The 15,837-nt window shown below is 69.4% G+C and carries 14 protein-coding genes; 7 read left to right on the forward strand and 7 right to left on the reverse strand.

What is annotated here, in order from left to right:
• The 5 genes from BM013_RS04585 (at position 1) to BM013_RS04605 (ending at position 6,026) form a co-directional block, all read left to right on the forward strand.
• Positions 1-1,287 carry an aminotransferase class V-fold PLP-dependent enzyme gene (locus BM013_RS04585; RefSeq protein WP_093123465.1) on the forward strand — a complete coding sequence of 429 codons (1,287 nt, stop codon included), beginning with the start codon at positions 1-3 and terminating at the stop codon, positions 1,285-1,287.
• Between the two features lie 81 nt (positions 1,288-1,368).
• Positions 1,369-2,493 carry a hypothetical protein gene (locus BM013_RS04590; RefSeq protein ID WP_093123468.1) on the forward strand — a complete coding sequence of 375 codons (1,125 nt, stop codon included), beginning with the start codon at positions 1,369-1,371 and terminating at the stop codon, positions 2,491-2,493.
• A gap of 19 nt (positions 2,494-2,512) precedes the next feature.
• On the forward strand, positions 2,513-3,787 hold the full coding sequence (locus BM013_RS04595) for a toxic anion resistance protein (protein ID WP_093123470.1): 1,275 nt from the start codon (positions 2,513-2,515) through the stop codon (positions 3,785-3,787).
• Positions 3,784-5,397, forward strand: coding sequence for a vWA domain-containing protein (locus BM013_RS04600; protein ID WP_256221388.1), 1,614 nt, complete (start codon positions 3,784-3,786; stop codon positions 5,395-5,397). Before BM013_RS04595 ends, BM013_RS04600 begins: the two co-directional genes overlap by 4 nt.
• Complete coding sequence (locus BM013_RS04605; RefSeq protein WP_256221389.1) at positions 5,394-6,026, forward strand: hypothetical protein; 633 nt, start codon at positions 5,394-5,396, stop codon at positions 6,024-6,026. Before BM013_RS04600 ends, BM013_RS04605 begins: the two co-directional genes overlap by 4 nt.
• 10 nt (positions 6,027-6,036) lie before the next feature.
• Here the strand turns inward: BM013_RS04605 and BM013_RS04610 are convergent, their stop codons facing one another.
• From BM013_RS04610 to BM013_RS04635, 6 genes are all read right to left on the reverse strand, one after another.
• The gene (locus tag BM013_RS04610; protein WP_093123473.1) at positions 6,037-7,488 is read right to left on the reverse strand and encodes an aldehyde dehydrogenase; all 1,452 of its coding nucleotides are present in this window, start codon (positions 7,486-7,488) and stop codon (positions 6,037-6,039) included.
• A 55-nt stretch (positions 7,489-7,543) separates the two neighbouring features.
• Positions 7,544-8,257, reverse strand: a complete 714-nt coding sequence (locus BM013_RS04615) for an ABC transporter ATP-binding protein (RefSeq protein WP_371279629.1) — start codon at positions 8,255-8,257, stop codon at positions 7,544-7,546.
• 61 nt (positions 8,258-8,318) lie between these two features.
• Positions 8,319-9,071, reverse strand: coding sequence for an ABC transporter ATP-binding protein (locus tag BM013_RS04620; protein ID WP_093123476.1), 753 nt, complete (start codon positions 9,069-9,071; stop codon positions 8,319-8,321).
• Complete coding sequence (locus tag BM013_RS04625; RefSeq protein ID WP_093123478.1) at positions 9,064-9,999, reverse strand: branched-chain amino acid ABC transporter permease; 936 nt, start codon at positions 9,997-9,999, stop codon at positions 9,064-9,066. Before BM013_RS04625 ends, BM013_RS04620 begins: the two co-directional genes overlap by 8 nt.
• Entirely contained in the window at positions 9,996-10,874 is an 879-nt protein-coding gene (locus BM013_RS04630; protein WP_093123480.1) for a branched-chain amino acid ABC transporter permease, read from the reverse strand. Before BM013_RS04630 ends, BM013_RS04625 begins: the two co-directional genes overlap by 4 nt.
• A gap of 4 nt (positions 10,875-10,878) precedes the next feature.
• Complete coding sequence (locus tag BM013_RS04635; RefSeq protein ID WP_093123483.1) at positions 10,879-12,081, reverse strand: amino acid ABC transporter substrate-binding protein; 1,203 nt, start codon at positions 12,079-12,081, stop codon at positions 10,879-10,881.
• A gap of 213 nt (positions 12,082-12,294) precedes the next feature.
• On the opposite strand from BM013_RS04635, the gene BM013_RS04640 reads away from it, so the two are divergent.
• On the forward strand, positions 12,295-13,251 hold the full coding sequence (locus tag BM013_RS04640; RefSeq protein WP_093125107.1) for an AraC-like ligand-binding domain-containing protein: 957 nt from the start codon (positions 12,295-12,297) through the stop codon (positions 13,249-13,251).
• 47 nt (positions 13,252-13,298) lie between these two features.
• On the forward strand, positions 13,299-14,129 hold the full coding sequence (locus BM013_RS04645; RefSeq protein WP_093123486.1) for a hypothetical protein: 831 nt from the start codon (positions 13,299-13,301) through the stop codon (positions 14,127-14,129).
• A gap of 22 nt (positions 14,130-14,151) precedes the next feature.
• Here BM013_RS04645 and BM013_RS04650 read toward each other — a convergent pair whose 3' ends face one another.
• Entirely contained in the window at positions 14,152-15,819 is a 1,668-nt protein-coding gene (locus BM013_RS04650; RefSeq protein ID WP_256221391.1) for a SulP family inorganic anion transporter, read from the reverse strand.
• Between the last annotated feature and the right edge of the window lie 18 nt (positions 15,820-15,837).

The following is a 15,837-nucleotide window of genomic DNA, read 5'->3' on the forward strand; positions in this document are numbered from 1 at the left end:
ATGCTTTCCGAACACCCCCACGGCCTGGCCTTTTCCGACGCGCTGATGCGCGAGGTGAAGGCGCGCTTCCTGCAGGTCGACCATGACCACCACGGCCGCGAGCGCCTGTACTTCGACAACGCCGGCGGCTCGTTCCGGCTGAAGGCGGCGCTGGAGCGCTTCGCCCAGGTCGACGCCATTCCCGACAACGCCGAGCGCATCCACGCCACCGCCGTGGAGCTGCAGGACATCCAGGCCAGGGGCTGCGCCGACCTGCGCACCATCCTCAACGCCACCGGCGGCAGCGTGTACGCCTCGCTCACCGCCTCGGGCGCCATGTTCGACATGGTGCGCGCCATCGCCGAGAACGTGCCGGGCACGAACATGGTCACCACCGTGCTCGAGCACCCCTCGGCCTTCGACGCGATGAGCCTCTACGCCCAGCGCCTGGGCCGCGAACTGCGCGTGGCCCGGAGCAACCCCGTCACCGGCGGCGTGGACGTCGAAGAGATCGTGCGGCTGGTCGACAAGGACACCTGCCTGCTCAATGTGATCTACGCGTCGAACATCTCGGGCGCCAAGCTCGACATGGAAGAGATCGTGCGCCGCGCGCGCGCCATCAAGCCCGACCTGTACATCGTGGTGGACGCCGTGCAGCACGCGCCGCACGGCCTCATCGACCTGCAGAAGACGCCGGTGGACGGCATCAACCTCGCGCCCTACAAGTTCTTCGGCTGCCGGGGCTCGGGCCTGACCTGGGTGTCCGACCGCGCGGCGCTGCTGCCGCACCACAAGCTGGCCGCCAAGAAGCCCGACTACTGGGACCTGGGCAGCTCGGCGCCCTGGCAGTTCGCGGTGCTCACGGAAATCGTCGACTACGTGTGCTGGCTCGGCGCGAACTTCACCGATGCCACCGACCGCCGCGCGCTGTTCGTGGCAGGCATCACGCACATCGAGCTGCACGAGCGCGCGCTGCTGGCGCTGCTGCTCGACGGCAACGCCAACGTCACCGGCATGCGCGAGATGCGCGGCGTCGAGGTTTTCCTCGACCACGAGGACCTGACCCGGCGCGACCTGATCCTGGGCATCGGCTTCGAGCACATCGACTGCACGCAGGCGGTGGTCGCGTACGGCAAGCGCGGCGTGACGGTGTACGAGCGCGTGGCCACCAGCCTTTACTCGAAGCGCATGCTCGAGTCCTTCGGGCTCGCGGGCACGGTGCGGGTGTCGCCGCTGCACTGCAACTCGGTGGCCGACATCGAGAAGTTCCTGCGCATCACACAGGAGATCGCCACGGACCGAGGCTGACATCGGGTTGTCACAAACTGTCATATTCGGTAGGTAGCATGTTTTTCGACCCCCGCTCACAGGGGGCGAGGAGCATGAGATTTGGAAATTCGAAAGCTGATCGCGCCCGTCCTGGGCGTGGTCCTGCTGGCCGCGGTCGCATCCGGTGTCTGGTACTCGAACACCCGGCTGCACGATGAGTCGGCCACCGCCGCGGCGGCGCGCATCGAGCAGGACAAGCAGGTCACGCTGCGCGGCCTGATCGGCTCCGAGAAAGAAACCTTCTTCGCCGACCCGCGCGTGCAGAAGGCACTGGCCGCGCAGGGCATCACCGTCACGGTCGAGAAGGCCGGCTCGCGCGCCATTGCCAGCCGCTACGACGCCAGCAAGTTCGACTTCGGCTTTCCCTCGGGCGCGCCCGCCGCGGCGCAGCTCAAGGCGCTGGCCAAGGCGCCCAACGTCTTCAACCCGTTCTACACGCCCATCGTGCTGGCCAGCTGGCGGCCGATCGCGGAGATCCTCGTGGCCAACGCCATCGCCGCGAAGCAGGGCGACTTCTACTACGTGGTCGACCTGCCGGGCCTGATGGCCATGATCGAGAAGGGCACGCGCTGGAAGGAGCTCAAGGCCAGCAGCGCGTTCTCCACCAGCAAGTCGCTGCTGATCAACTCGACCGACGTGCGCACCTCCAACTCGGCCGCCATGTACCTGGCGCTGGCGAGCTACCTCGCCAACAGCCAGCAGATCGTGCAGAGCCAGGAAGACGTGGACCGCGTGCTGCCCGTGGTGGCGCCGCTGTTCCTGCGCCAGGGCTTCCAGGAGCAGTCGTCGGCCGGCCCGTTCGAGGACTACCTGGCGCTGGGCATGGGCAAGGCGCCGCTGCTGGTGGCCTACGAGTCGCAGATGGTCGAGTTCTGGCTCAAGAACCCCGACCGCCTGAAGAGCGACATGGTGCTGATGTACCCCAAGCCCACCGTCTATTCGAAGCATGTGCTGGTGCCCTACACGCCCGGCGGCGCACGCCTGGGCGCGGCGCTGGAGAACGACCCGGCCCTGCGCGAGCTCGCGCACGAGTACGGCTACCGCACCGGCGGCGACACCAAGGGCCCCGAGACCTGGGCCGCGCGCGGCGTGAAGGTGCCCGAGGTGCTCGTCGACGTGATCGACCCGCCGAGCTTCGAGTGGCTCGAACGAATGACCACGGGCATCGAAGCCCGCTTCAAGTGAACAACCAAGGAACGCCCGAATGAACGCGCCTGTCACCGCAACCACCGCCACGCCCTCCGCCAGCACGACCACCACCACCGCCGCGGCACCCTTCGACCTGCAGCCCCCGCAGGCCTTCACGCTCGAGCCGCCCGCGCCCGTCGTGGTGGTGCCGGTCGAGTCGGCCAGCGGCAAGGTGCGCCTGAAGCCCGAGGACGTGGCCGAGCTCGACGCGCAGGTGGCGCGCTTCATCGACGACATCACCGCGCACGACAGCCAGCACCCGCAGTTCAAGGAAGCGGTGGAGCGCATCCACTCCATGGGCAGCAAGGACATCGAGGCCTCCGCGTCGGTGTCCAACCGCATGCTCGACCGCCCCGTGGGTTCGCTGCGCAACGGCCTGTTCGACAAGGGCGCGCAGATCGGCCAGTCGCTGGTCGACCTGCGCCGTCAGGTGGAAGACCTCGATCCCTCGAAGCAGGGCGACCTGTTCTCCGCGCGCAAGCTGCTGGGCATCATTCCGCTGGGCAACAAGCTGCTGGCGTACTTCGACCGCTACCAGTCGTCGCAGACGCACCTGAACGCGATCATCGAATCGCTCAAGCGCGGCAAGGACGAGCTGCTGCGCGACAACACCGCCATCGAACAGGAAAAGGTCAACCTCTGGACGCTGATGGAGCGGCTGGAGAAGTACGTGCACATCGGCAAGGCGCTGGACGGCCAGCTCGACCAACGCGCGCGCATGCTGGACGCCACCGACCCCGAGAAGGCCCGCGTGATCCGCGAGGAGATGCTGTTCTATTCGCGCCAGAAGGTCACCGACCTGCTCACGCAGCTGGCGGTGAACATCCAGGGCTACCTGGCGCTGGACATGATCCGCAAGAACAACCTGGAGCTCATGAAGGGCGTGGACCGCGCCACCACCACCACCGTGGCCGCGCTGCGCACCGCGGTGATCGTGGCGCAGGCGCTGTCCAACCAGAAGCTGGTGCTCGACCAGATCAGCGCGCTCAACGCCACCACCGGCAACCTGATCGCCAACACCAGCGAGATGCTGCGCGACCAGAGCAGCGCCATCCACCAGCAGGCGGCCTCCAGCACCATCGAGATCGCCAAGCTGCAGCAGGCCTTCGCCAACATCTACCAGACGATGGACACCATCGCCGACTTCAAGAGCCGCGCGCTCGACTCCATGCAGACCACGGTGGACACGCTGACCAACGAAGTGGCCAAGAGCCGCACCTACCTCGACCGCGTGCGCCGCCAGGACACGACCGAGGCGCTGCAGTCGCCGCGCGGCGAGGTCGCGCTGTGAGCCTGCGGGTGCTGTCGCGCCGGCTGGCGCTGGCGGTTCTCGCGGCCCTGTCGCTGGGCCTTGCGGCCTGCGGCAAGGACGACGTGCAGGCCGCCGCGGGCAACGGTGCCGCGCCCGCCGCGGACACGGCCGCCTTCACCATCCTCGCGGGCTCGGAACTGAAGGACCTCGAAGGCCCCATCGTCGATGCCGCCAAGGCCGCGGGCGTGGACGTGAAGTTCTCGTACGCCGGCACGCTCGACATCGTCGAGCGCATCAACGCCGGCGAGCGCTTCGACGCCATCCTGCCGCCCAACGGCGCCTACCCCGCGCTCGCGTTGCAGGCCAAGCCGCTGGCGCGCGACAAGCTCTTCTACTCGCGCATCGCGCTCGGCGTGAAGAGCGCCAAGGCCGCGCAGCTCGGGTGGACCCGACGCCCGCCGGGCTGGGCCGAGATCGCCAAGGCCGCGGGTGCCGGGCAACTGCGCTACGGCATGACCAATGCCACCAGCTCCAACACCGGCATGAGCGCGCTGTTCGCCGTGGCCTCCGCGCTGGCCGGCAAGACCGAAGACCTGGGCGAACAGGACGTGGACGAGAAGACGCTCAAGGCCTTTCTCTCCGGCCAGAAGCTCACCGCCGGCAGCTCGGGCTGGCTGGCCGACGCGTATGTGAAGGACCCGTCCGCCATCGACGCGATGGTCAACTACGAGGCCGTGATCCTGCGCGCCAACGAGAAGCTGCCCAAGGCCGACCAGCTCACGCTGATCTACCCGCGCGACGGCATGATCTCGGCCGACTACCCGCTGATGCTGCTCAACGCCAACAAGCGCGAGGCCTACACGCAGCTGGTGAGCACGCTGAAGGCCGCGCCGTTCCAGCGCGATGCGCTGTCGGCCGCCTTCCTGCGCCCCGCCAACCCCGAGGTGGCCGCCGCGGCCGCCTTGCCCACCGCCGCCGTGGCCGAGCTGGGCTTTCCCAACCGGCTGGAGGTGATCGACGCGGTGCTGGGCACCTACCAGTCGCAATGGCGCAAGCCCGCCACCTCGATCTTCGTGCTCGACCTGAGCGGCTCGATGTCGGGCAAGCGGCTGGCTTCGATGCGCGAGGCGCTCAAGCTGCTGTCGGGGGCCGATGCCGCAAGCACCTCGACGGCGACCGCCAGCGCCCGCTACAGTGCCTTCCAGAGCCGCGAGCGCGTGGTGCTCATCACCTTCGCCACGCAGGTGCAGGCGCCGGTGTGGGTGCGCTTCGACGCCGACCACATCGAGGCCGCGCGCAGCGAACTGCGCCAGCAGGCCGATGCGATGAAGGCCGACGGCGGCACCGCCATCTACTCCGCGCTGGCGGCGGCCGAAGACCTCGCGCGCCAGGAACAGCAGCGCGAGCCCGACCGCTTCGTGAGCATCGTGCTGCTGACCGACGGCGAAAACAACTCGGGCCTGAAGCCGCAGGAGTTCCGCGACCGCTATGCGGCCGGCGGCCTGCCCGCGCGCATCTTCCCGATCCTGTTCGGCGAGGCCAACGTGAGCGAGATGCAGCAGATCGCGCAGCTCTCGGGCGGGCGCGAGTTCGACGGCCGCAAGCTGCAGCTGGGGCAGGTGTTCAAGGAAATCCGGGGCTACCAGTGAAGCCGGAGCGTTCGCTGAAGCTGCGCGCGCTGCTGTTCCTCTACGGCAACGGCAACATCCTGGGCTGCGCGCTGGCGCTGCTGGGGCCGGCGCTGCTGTTCGCCAACGTCATCGACCGCGGGTGGCTGCTGATCACCGCGGGCCTGTACGTGGCGGGCTGGCTGATGGGGCGCAGGGCACCCGCGCTCGAGCGCCGCATCGAGGACAGCCTGAGCGTGGAGCAGACGCTGGAGCGGTTGGACCGCGTGGTCGCGCAGGCGCAGCCGCACCTCACCGAGGACATGCGCAAGAGCCTGGACAACGTGCGCGGCTCGGTGGGCGAGGTGCTGCCGCGGCTGGTGGGCGCGGCCTTGAACGGCGACGACCTGTTCACCGTGCGCGAGACCGTGCTGCGCTACCTGCCCGAGACGCTGGCCAACTACGTCGCGCTGCCGCCGGCCTTTCGCATCACGCACGCGGTGAAGGACGGCAAGACCGCGCGCCAGCTGCTCGGCGAGCAACTGGGCCTGCTCGACGGCAAGCTGCGCGAGATCGTTGCCAACGTGGCCTCCAGCGACGCGGCCGCGCTGGTGGCCAACGGGCAGTTCCTCGAGAAGAAGTTCCGCCAGCCCGACTTCCTGGCGGGCTGAGCCTGCCCGCTCAGAACGGGTAGTGGCGCGGCGTGGTCTGCACCGTGATCCAGCGCAGTTCCGTGAAAGCCTCCACGCCCGCGCGGCCGCCGAAGCGTCCGTAGCCCGAGGCCTTCACGCCGCCGAACGGCATCTGCGCCTCGTCGTGCACGGTGGGGCCGTTCACGTGGCAGATGCCGGCCTCGATGCGCTGCGCCACGTTCCACGCGCGCGCCACGTCGCGGCCGAACACGGCGGACGACAGGCCGAACTCGTTGTCGTTGGCAATGGCCACGGCTTCTTCGACACCGTTCACGCGCACCACGGCCTTCACGGGCGCGAAGGACTCCTCGCGGTAGATGTCCATGGCCGGCGTCACGTGGTCGAGCACGGTGGCGGGCATCAGCGTGTTCTGTGCCTTGCCGCCGCACACCAGCTTGGCGCCCTTGGCGAGCGCGTCGTCGATGAGCGCATTGCAGCGCTTCACCGTGCTCATGTCGACCACCGAGCCCAGCACCACCGGGCCTTCGCGCGGGTCGCCCAGCGGCAGCGCCTGCGCGCGCGCCGCGAACCGCGCCACGAACTCGTCGGCCACCGCGTTGTCGACCACGATGCGTTCGGTCGACATGCAGATCTGCCCCGAGTTGGCGAACGAGCCGAAGATGGCCGCGTCCACCGCCGCGCCGATGTCGGCGTCGTCCAGCACCACGAAGGGCGCCTTGCCGCCGAGCTCGAGCACGGCCGGCTTCAGGTGCGTGGCGCAGGTCTGCGCGATGAGCCGGCCCACGCGTGTGGAGCCCGTGAAGTTGACGCGCCGCACCGCCGGGTGCGCCACCATGGCCTCGACCACGGCGCCGGCGTCGGCGGGCGCGTTGGTCACGAAGTTGACCGTGCCCTGCGGCAGGCCGGCCTCGCTCAGCGCCTCGACGATGAGCGCGTGCGTCTCGGGGCACAGCTCCGAGCCCTTCAGCACCACCGTGTTGCCGCAGGCCAGCGGCGTGGCGATGGCGCGCGTGGCCAGGATCACCGGCGCGTTCCACGGCGCGATGCCGACCACCACGCCCGCGGCCTGCCGCACGCCCATGGCGAGGCTGCCCGGCACGTCGGACGGGATCACCTCGCCCGCGATCTGCGTGGTGAGCGACGCGGCCTCGGTCAGGATGCCGGCCGCCAGATGCACGTTTAAGCCGGCCCACAGCGCCGAGGCGCCGGTCTCGCGCGCCATGGCCTGCACGAAGGCGCCGGCGCGCGCCTCGAGCGCGTGCGCGGCCTTCAGCAGCAGGCGGCGGCGTTCGTTGGGGCCGGTCTGCGACCAGCCGGCAAAGGCGCGGTGCGCGGCCTCCACCGCCAGCACGGCGTCGGCCGGCGTGGCGGCCGGGGCGCTGGTGGCGACGCTGCCGTCCAGCGGGTTGCGGCGCTCGAAGCGCGCGCCGCTTTTCGCGTTGCGGTATTCGCCGTCGATGAACATGGAAATGTCGGTCATGGGGTGTCCTTGCAGGAAAAGAGGAGGGGTGAGGGAACGAGGGGGCGAGGGCGGGTCAGGCCACGCCCAGGTAAGCCTGGCGCACCGCGTCGGAATGCAGCAGCGCCTGCGCCTCGCCCGCGGCGACGACGCGGCCGCGCTCGAGCACGTAGCCGCGGTCGGCGGCCTGCAGCGCCTTGCGCACGTTCTGCTCGACCATGAGCACCGTCACGCCCTGCGACGCGATGCGCCGCACGATGGCCAGCAGCTCGTCGACCATGCGCGGCGCGAGGCCGAGCGAGGGCTCGTCGAGCATCAGCAGGCGCGGGCCGCTCATCATGGCGCGCGCCACCGCCACCATCTGCTGCTCGCCGCCGCTCATGGTGCCGGCGAGCTGCGTGGCGCGTTCCTTCAGGCGCGGGAAGTCGTCGAAGGCGCGCGCGAGGCGCTCGGTGCGCAGGCGGGCCGGAACGAGCCAGCCGCCGAGTTCGAGGTTTTCGGTGACGGTCATCTGCGGAAACAGCTGGCGGCCCTCGGCCACCAGCGCGAGGCCGCGGCGCACGCAGGACGTTGCATCGCCGCAGGGCAACGCAGCGCCGTCGAGCAAAGCCTCGCCCGAGCGCGGCAGCAGGCCGGCCAGCGCTTTCAGCAGCGTGGTCTTGCCCGCGCCGTTGGGGCCGAGCACCACGGTGACGCCGGGCGTCACGTCCAGGCTCATGCCCTGGATGACCTGGAAGCCGTGGTAGCCGGCCGAGAGGCCGCGCACGGTGAGTTGGCTGGGGGGGATCATGGGAATACCTCCGTGCTTCGCACTGCGGTGCGAGCTTGCTTGGGGCGGCCCGGCGCGGCGCTCATGCCGTGGCCTCCATTTCATCGCCCAGGTAGGCCTCGACCACTTCTGCATTTCGCACCACCTCGGCCGGTGTGCCGTCGGCGATCTTGCGGCCCTGGTGCAGCACCAGCACGCGCTCGACGTACTTCAGCAGCGTGGCCACCGCATGCTCGATCCACACGACCGTGAGGCCGTGCTCGTCGCGCAGCTTTCGAATGCGCCGCGCCATCGCGTCGACCTCGATCTCGGTGAGCCCGGCCGCCACTTCGTCGAGCAGCAGCACGCGCGGCCGGGTGCCCAGCGCCATGCCGATCTCCAGCAGCCGCTGCTGCGACGGCGTGACATCGCCCGCGATGTTCCGCGCCAGGCCGCCCAGGCCCAGCATGTCCAGGATCTCGCCCGTGCTGCCCAGCCCCGCGATGGGCGCGCGATGCCTGCCTGCGAACTGCATGCCGAAGCGCACGTTGTCCTCCAGCGTCATGCCGGCCATCACGCGCGGCGTCTGGAAGGTGCGCGCGATGCCGTGCGCGGCGTACAGGTGCGGGCCGCGGCGCGTGAGGTCCACGCCGCCTTCGACCCGCAGCGTGCCCGAGGTCGGCATCACCACGCCCGAGATGGCGTTGAAGAAGGTCGTCTTGCCCGCGCCGTTCGGCCCGATGATGCCGACGATCTCGCCCGCGCGCAGCGTGGCGCTGACCGCATCGACCGCGGTGAGGCCGCCGAAGCGCACCGTGAGTTCACGGGCCTCCAGCAGGATCTGCGGTTCATTCATGGCCGTGCCCGCGCAGCACCGCCGCCTTGCGCTGCCACAGCGACGCGAGGCCGTTGGGCAGGTACATCACGCACAGGATCAGCAGCAGCCCGAGCACCATCATGTAGCCGTAGGGCAGCTGCAGCCGCAGCGTTTCCGACAGCAGGCTGAAGACGATGGCCGCGGCCACCGGACCGCCGATGCTGGCCGCGCCGCCGATCATCGCGATCAGCACCGTCTGGAAGCCGATGAAGGGGCTGAACACCGCCGGCGGGTCGATGTAGGTCCAGCGCACCGCCATGGCCGCGCCGACCGCGCCGGCAAAGGCCGCGGTGAGCGCGAAGCCCATCACCTTCACGCGGCGTGTATCGACACCCAGCGTCTGCGCGCGCTGCTCGTCGGCACCGATGCCCGCCAGCGCCAGGCCGAAGCGGCTGCGCTTGACCAGCAGCGCCGTGGCAATGGCCGCGCCCGCGATCGCCAGCACCGTGAGGTACACCGTCTCGTTCGACGGCACCACGGCCAGCACGCGGCCCACCGTACCGGAGACCTGCTTCTCGACGAAGGTCACGGCATGGCGAATGAGCTCGGTCATGCCAAAGGTGAGCACCGCGAAGTAGGTGCCGCGCAGGTGCAGCACCGCCGCGCCCATCACCACCGCGACCGCACTGGCAATGGCCGCGCCGCTCAGAATGACCAGCGGCCACGGCATCACGTCGAGCAGCGTGGCGCTCGCATACGCACCCAGGCCGAAGAAGGCCGAGGTGGCCAGCGAGAGGTAGCGCGTGGCGCCGCAGAACAGCGACCAGCTCGTGGCCAGTGCGATGTACATGAGGCAGCCGAGCGCGACCGAGGCCGCGAACTCGCTGGCCACCCACGGCACGGCGGCCGCCAGCGCGAGGCCGATGCACAGCATCCACCACGGCTTGTTTTGAAAGAGCGAGATCATTTTCTGGAGAACAGTCCGTTGGGCCGCCAGATCAGCACGCCGATGAACACGGCGTACGACAGCAGCATCTTGAGCGAGGGGCTCGTGTAGTACATGCCCAGCGCTTCCACCACGCCCAGCAGCAGGCCGCCGACCAGGCTGCCCGCGATGCTGCCGAAGCCGCCCAGGGTGATGACGATGAGCGCGGTCACGGTGTAGGGCTCGCCCATGGAGGGAGAGATCTCGTAGGTCATCGACAGCAGCGCACCGGCCACGCCCGACAGGCCCAGGCCGATGCCGAACATCAGCGGGTGCAGCCGCCTGGTGTTGATGCCCACGAGTTGCGCGCCGGTGGGCGACTGCATGAGCGCGCGCACCGCCTTGCCCAGCAGCGTGAGCTTCAGGAGCGCGATGAGCGCGATGCTCAGCGCCAGCGCCACGCCGAACAGCACCAGCTTGTTGGCCGTGAAGCGCATCTCGCCCAGCTGCACCGGGTCGGCCAGGTAGTCGTAGCCGCGCAGGTCGCCGCCCCACACGAGCAGGGCGGTGTTCTGCACCAGGAACATCAGGCCGAAGCCCACCATGAGGCTGCGCGCCTCGAACACATCGACGTTCGGCGCGCGTGCCGCCACCTGCCTGAAGCACAGCCAGTGCACCGCCATGCCCAGCGCCATCAGCAGCGCGAAGGCCACCGGCATGAACAGCAGCGGCGAGATGCCCCAGGTGCTGTGCGCCCACCAGGTCGCGAAGGCGCCCAGCATCAGGAACTCGCCGTGCGAGATGTTCATGATGCGCATCAGCCCGTACTGCAGGTTCAGCCCGATGGCCACCAGCGCGTAGATGCCGCCCGTGATCAGTCCGCCGGCAAGAAGCTCGGCCCATCCGGAAAGGGACACGTTCTTACTTCCAGGCCGGCTTGGGGCTGAGCTGCGCGGTGGCGCGGTCCTTCGGCCAGACCACCTCGAAGTCGTTGCCCTGCCACTGCGACACCGTGCCCGGAATGGACGCGTTCTCGCTGCCCTCGAAGCGGATCGGCCCGAGGATGGTCTTGAACTCGTTCTTCGCGATCTGCTCGCGCAGCGCCTTGCGGTCCAGGCCCACCTTCTCCACGGCCTGCTGCAGGATCTGCAGGCCCGCCCATGCGTGGCCGCTGGCCCAGCGGTCGGGCTCCTTGCCGAACTTCTTCGTGTGCGCGTCGAAGTAGGCCTTGGCCTCGGGGCTGGTCTTGCTGTTCCACGAGCCCATGCCGATCACGCCTTCGGTGTTGGCCGCCATCACGTTCTTGTAGAGCTGGAAGGCCGTGCCCACCGACGCGTAGAAGTACTTCGGGTTGAAGCCCACCTCGCGCGCCTGCCGGCTCGCAAGAATGGTGTCCGGCGGGTAGGTGATGCCGATGAAGGCGTCGGGGTTCAGGTCCTTCATGGTGCGCAGCACCGGCGCCAGGTCTTTCACGCCCAGCGGGTAGCTCTTGCGGTCGAGCACCTGGATGCCGGTCTTCTTCAGCGCGTTGTTCAGCGCCGCGAAGTTCTCCAGGCCGAACAGGTCGTCCATGTAGACGATGGTGAGGGTCTTCACGTTCTGCGCCACCAGCATGTCGACCAGTGCGCCCATCATCTTGTCGGGCTGCTGCAGCAGCGAGAAGAAGAAGGGCAGGCGCATGTCGATCAGCTTGCGCGACAGCGCCGTGGGCGCCAGCAGCGGGTAGCCGAAGCGGTTGGCCAGCGGGGCCACCGCGAAGTTGGCGCCCGACCCCCACGGCGGCAGCACCAGGTCGACCTTGTCGCTGCCCATGAGCTTCTCGAAGGTGCGCACGCAGGTCTCGGTCTCGCTGCGGTCGTCGTAGCCGATGAGTTCGATGGGGCGCTTCACTCCCTTCACCGACAACCCGCCCGCCGCGTTGACCTGCTCGGCCCACAGCAGGTAGTTGGGTTCCTGGCTCACCTGCGCGCCGGCGGCCCACGGGCCGGTGCGCGCAATGGCGTAGCCGATCTTCACGGGGCCGCTGGCGCCGGTCTGCGCGAACAGCTGCGGCGCGACGGCGGCGGCGCCCAGCGCGGTAGCGGTGCCCTGGATCCAGCGGCGGCGATTGGGGTGGTGTTGCATGAGGTCTCCTACGGGGCGTCGGGGTGCGCCCGCTTCCCGGAATCGTAGAAATCCGGGGCTCGCGCTGCTGTGCCCGCCGTGCACAAAGCACTTGACGCAGCGTGCACGCGCCTAGTGGTTAACCCGCAAAGCCGGAGGGCTTCGATGCCCTTCACAATGCCCAGCATTCGGGCCGCGGCCTGCAACCTTTCGTTTTCTGCCTCGCTGCACCGCATGACCACGTCCCTGCTTCTTTCCACCGACGAGATCCCGCCGAAGGAGCGCGGGCCGCTGTGGTGCGAATGGGTATGGCGCCACTTCGGCGGGCTGGGCTCCGACCTGTACGACGACACCGAGTTCGACGGTCACCTCGCGGCCTCGCACGCCGGCGACGTGATCCTCACGCGGCTCGAGGCCAACCGGCATCGCGTGCTCAGGACGACCCAGATGGCGCGCCTGAGCGAAGCGCCGTACCTGAAGATCGTCGCGCCCTGGCAGGGCTCGGCCGAGGTCACGCAGCGCGGCCGTGCCGCCGCCGTGCGCTCGGGCGGGTGGACGCTCTACGACACCACCGCCGACTACACCGTGGCCAACCCCGAGCGCAGCGACCACCTCATCGTGATGCTGCCGAAGGACCAGCTCGCCTCGCCCGCGTTGCCCCTGAACGACCTGGTGGCGCGGCGCATCGGCGGCGCCAGCGGCATCTCGCGCGTGGCGCTGGAGACCATGCGCAGCACCTACCTCGAGCTGCCCTTCATGAGCGAAGCGGCGGCGCGCGGCGCGGGCGAGCTGCTGATCCAGCTGGTGCGCCTGTCGCTGATGGAGCTGGCCGGGCAGGAGACGCCGCAGACGCAGCGCGAGGCCCTGAAAGACCGCATCCGCCGCCACGTGGCGCAGAACCTGCGCGACCCGGCGCTGTCGATCGACAGCATGGCGCTGGCCTTGCGCTGCAGCAAGCGGCTGCTGCACAGCGCCTTCTCGGACGACGACGAAACGCTGAACGGCTACATCCAGCACCAGCGCCTGGCCGCGAGCATCCGCGACCTGATCGACCCGGCGAACGTGTCGCGCTCCATCACCGACATCGCACTGGCCGCGGGCTTCGGCAACCTCTCGCACTTCAGCCGCGTGTTCCGCGAGCACACCGGCGGCAGCCCGAGCGAGTTCAGGCGGCAGGCGGCGCCGCGCTAGGACTGCGAGCGCAGTTCCCGGTTGCGGGGGGTGTGGCATTCTTGGCCATGGCCAACCGCGCATACCTGTTCAACACATCCATCCCCGTTTGCAACCGGGCCCAGCTCGACGAGGCGTTGGTGCGCGACGGGTCGCCCTATGCAGAGGTGGCTGAAGGCGCCAATCAGATTCCCGTGATCTGGTTTTTCTGCTTCCGCAGGGAAGACTTGATTCCCGCAGCCTTCAGCTTCAGGCAGAACGGCAGCGTCGTGCAGCAGAAGGTCCTGTTGCCGTGTGTTCCTGTCGAGAAAGCGGTGCGCAATCTGGTGGAGGCCCGCGCGTGGTTCGATGCTTTCGTTGGAGACAGTGCACTCGTCGAGGACTATTGGCAGGCTGCGGTCGAATCGTTGCAAGGGCTCGCCCTGCCATTGCTCGTGATGGACCCGACCGAGGTTTTTCTGCTCAACGATCCGGAGGAAGATGCGCGCACTTTCGTGACTGCCTTGCAGGGAGGCGAAGCGGCATTCGAGGCCATCAGGCAGCTGTCGTTTTATGAACAGCACCAGCCGCCGTATGCGTACAAGGAGTTCATGTCGGGCGCAGCGCTGGACCATCGCGGTCGACGGCGCAACTCCGCGGCGCTTCTTGGAGGCTTCGTCGTGCCGCGGGCGGTAGCTGTCGATGCTGCGCCACTTCCGGCCCCGGCTCCGGCTCCGGCTCCGGTGCCACCTGATTTCACGCACAGGTCCGTGCCGTCGATCACGGTGGAGCGTGCGCCGTCATCCATTTCGTTCGATGCGGCCGCAGCGATGGCTTCCGCGCGTCGCGCTTGCGCCCCACGGGATTCGCATGAGAAGAAGGGCGAAGCCGAGCCGAAGCCATGGTGGAAGATCTGGTAGAGGCCAAGCCAGGGTTTCTCGTTCACTGCACCGCGTCATCCACGCTCCACGGCGCATACACCTCCGCGTGCAGGTCCGGCGAGTTCACCTTCGCCAGCAGGTCGCGCACGTCGTCCTTCACGCGCGCCAGTGACAGCCGTGCGCCGCGCGCACGCACATAGGCCGCGAAGTCGCACAGCGCCTCGATGCTGGTCGCGTCGAGGTCGGGCGATTCCTCCAGGCTCAGCACCATGCGCTCCAGGCCCGGCATCGCATCGACGCGCGCGCGGATCGACGCGAACACCGCGTCGGCATTGCCGAAGAACAGCGGCACGTCGGGCCGCGCGATCAGCGTGCGTGGCGGCACCACCGCCTCGGGGTGGCGCGCGGTGTCGACGTAGTCGTGGCTCTGGCCCAGGCGCCCGAGCCAGCTGACCGTGGTGCGCGAGAAGCCGCGCAGCAGCAACAGCAGGCTCACGCCGATGGCCGCCAGCAGGCCGTTGAGTACGCCCAGCACCAGCACCGCGGCCACCGCCACGACGGTCACGAGCCGGTCGCGCCGCCACTGGAAGTAGGGGCGCAGCGCGGCGGGGTTCAGCGTGTGGCTCACCGCGTGGATCACGATGGCGGCCAGCAGCGGCTCGGGCGTGTGCGCGATCCACGGCAGCAGCGTGAGCACCGCCACCAGCACCACCAGGCCCGCGACGATGCCCGCCGCGCGGCTGCGCGCCCCGGCCGATTCGTTGGCCGAGGTGGCCGAGTAGCCCGCGCCCACCGGCATGCCCTGGAACAGGGCCGAGAGAAGGTTCGCGCCGCCCAGCGCCAGCAGGTCGCGGTTGGCCGACACGTTGTCGCCGTGGCGCAGCGCGAAGGTGCGGATCGAGCCGTACGACTCGGCGTACAGGATGAGCGCCATCGCGAACGCCAGCCCGCCCAGGTTCTGCCATTGCGCGCGGTCCATCTGCGGCACGCCCGGGTGCGAGAAGTCGAGCGAGATCGGCCCCACCGCCGCGACGCCCCACGCATGGCACAGGCCCTGCACGTCGAGCACGATGCCGCCCACGATCACCAGCAGCGCGGCCGGCACCGCGCGCCAGCGCGCGAGGCCGCGCAGCAGCACGAGCGCCATCAGCGCCATGGCCGCGCCGGCCAGGTTCCAGTGCCGCCAGTCGCCGACCAGGCCCGCAAGGAGCCGGAAGAAGTCGCTGTGCGCCGGCTGCACCGCCAGCACCTTGGGCAACTGCTTGACCACGATGGTCAATGCCAGCCCGAGCGCGAAGCCGCGCAGCACCGGCTTGGCGATGAGGCTGGACACCGCACCGAGCTTGGCCACGCCCGCGATGACGAAGAACACGCCGGCCAGCAGCACGATGCCCGCGCCCATCGCAAGCCGCGTCGCGGTGTCGGCGCCCGTCACCGACATCGTCGCGGCGAACAGCACCGCCGCCGACGACGAGGTGGCCGAGACGATCGCGAAGCGGCTGCTGCCGAAGAGGCCGTAGACCAGCAGGCCCGCGAACAGCGCGATCACGCCGGCCTGCGGCGGCAGGCCCGCGATGCCCGAGTAGGCGACCGCCTCGGGCAGCAACAGGCCCGCGATGGAGACGCCCGCCACGAGGTCGGCGAGGCCGGGGCGGCGGGAGGCCGTGCCCGTAGCGGGAGGAGGCGGGATCGGCAGGGGCTGGGGGGGCGGTGGGTTGGCGGCGGTCATGACAAGGCCTGTCGTTGT

This window comes from Variovorax sp. OK605 (assembly GCF_900115445.1).
In the GTDB taxonomy this organism is placed as follows: domain Bacteria; phylum Pseudomonadota; class Gammaproteobacteria; order Burkholderiales; family Burkholderiaceae_C; genus Variovorax.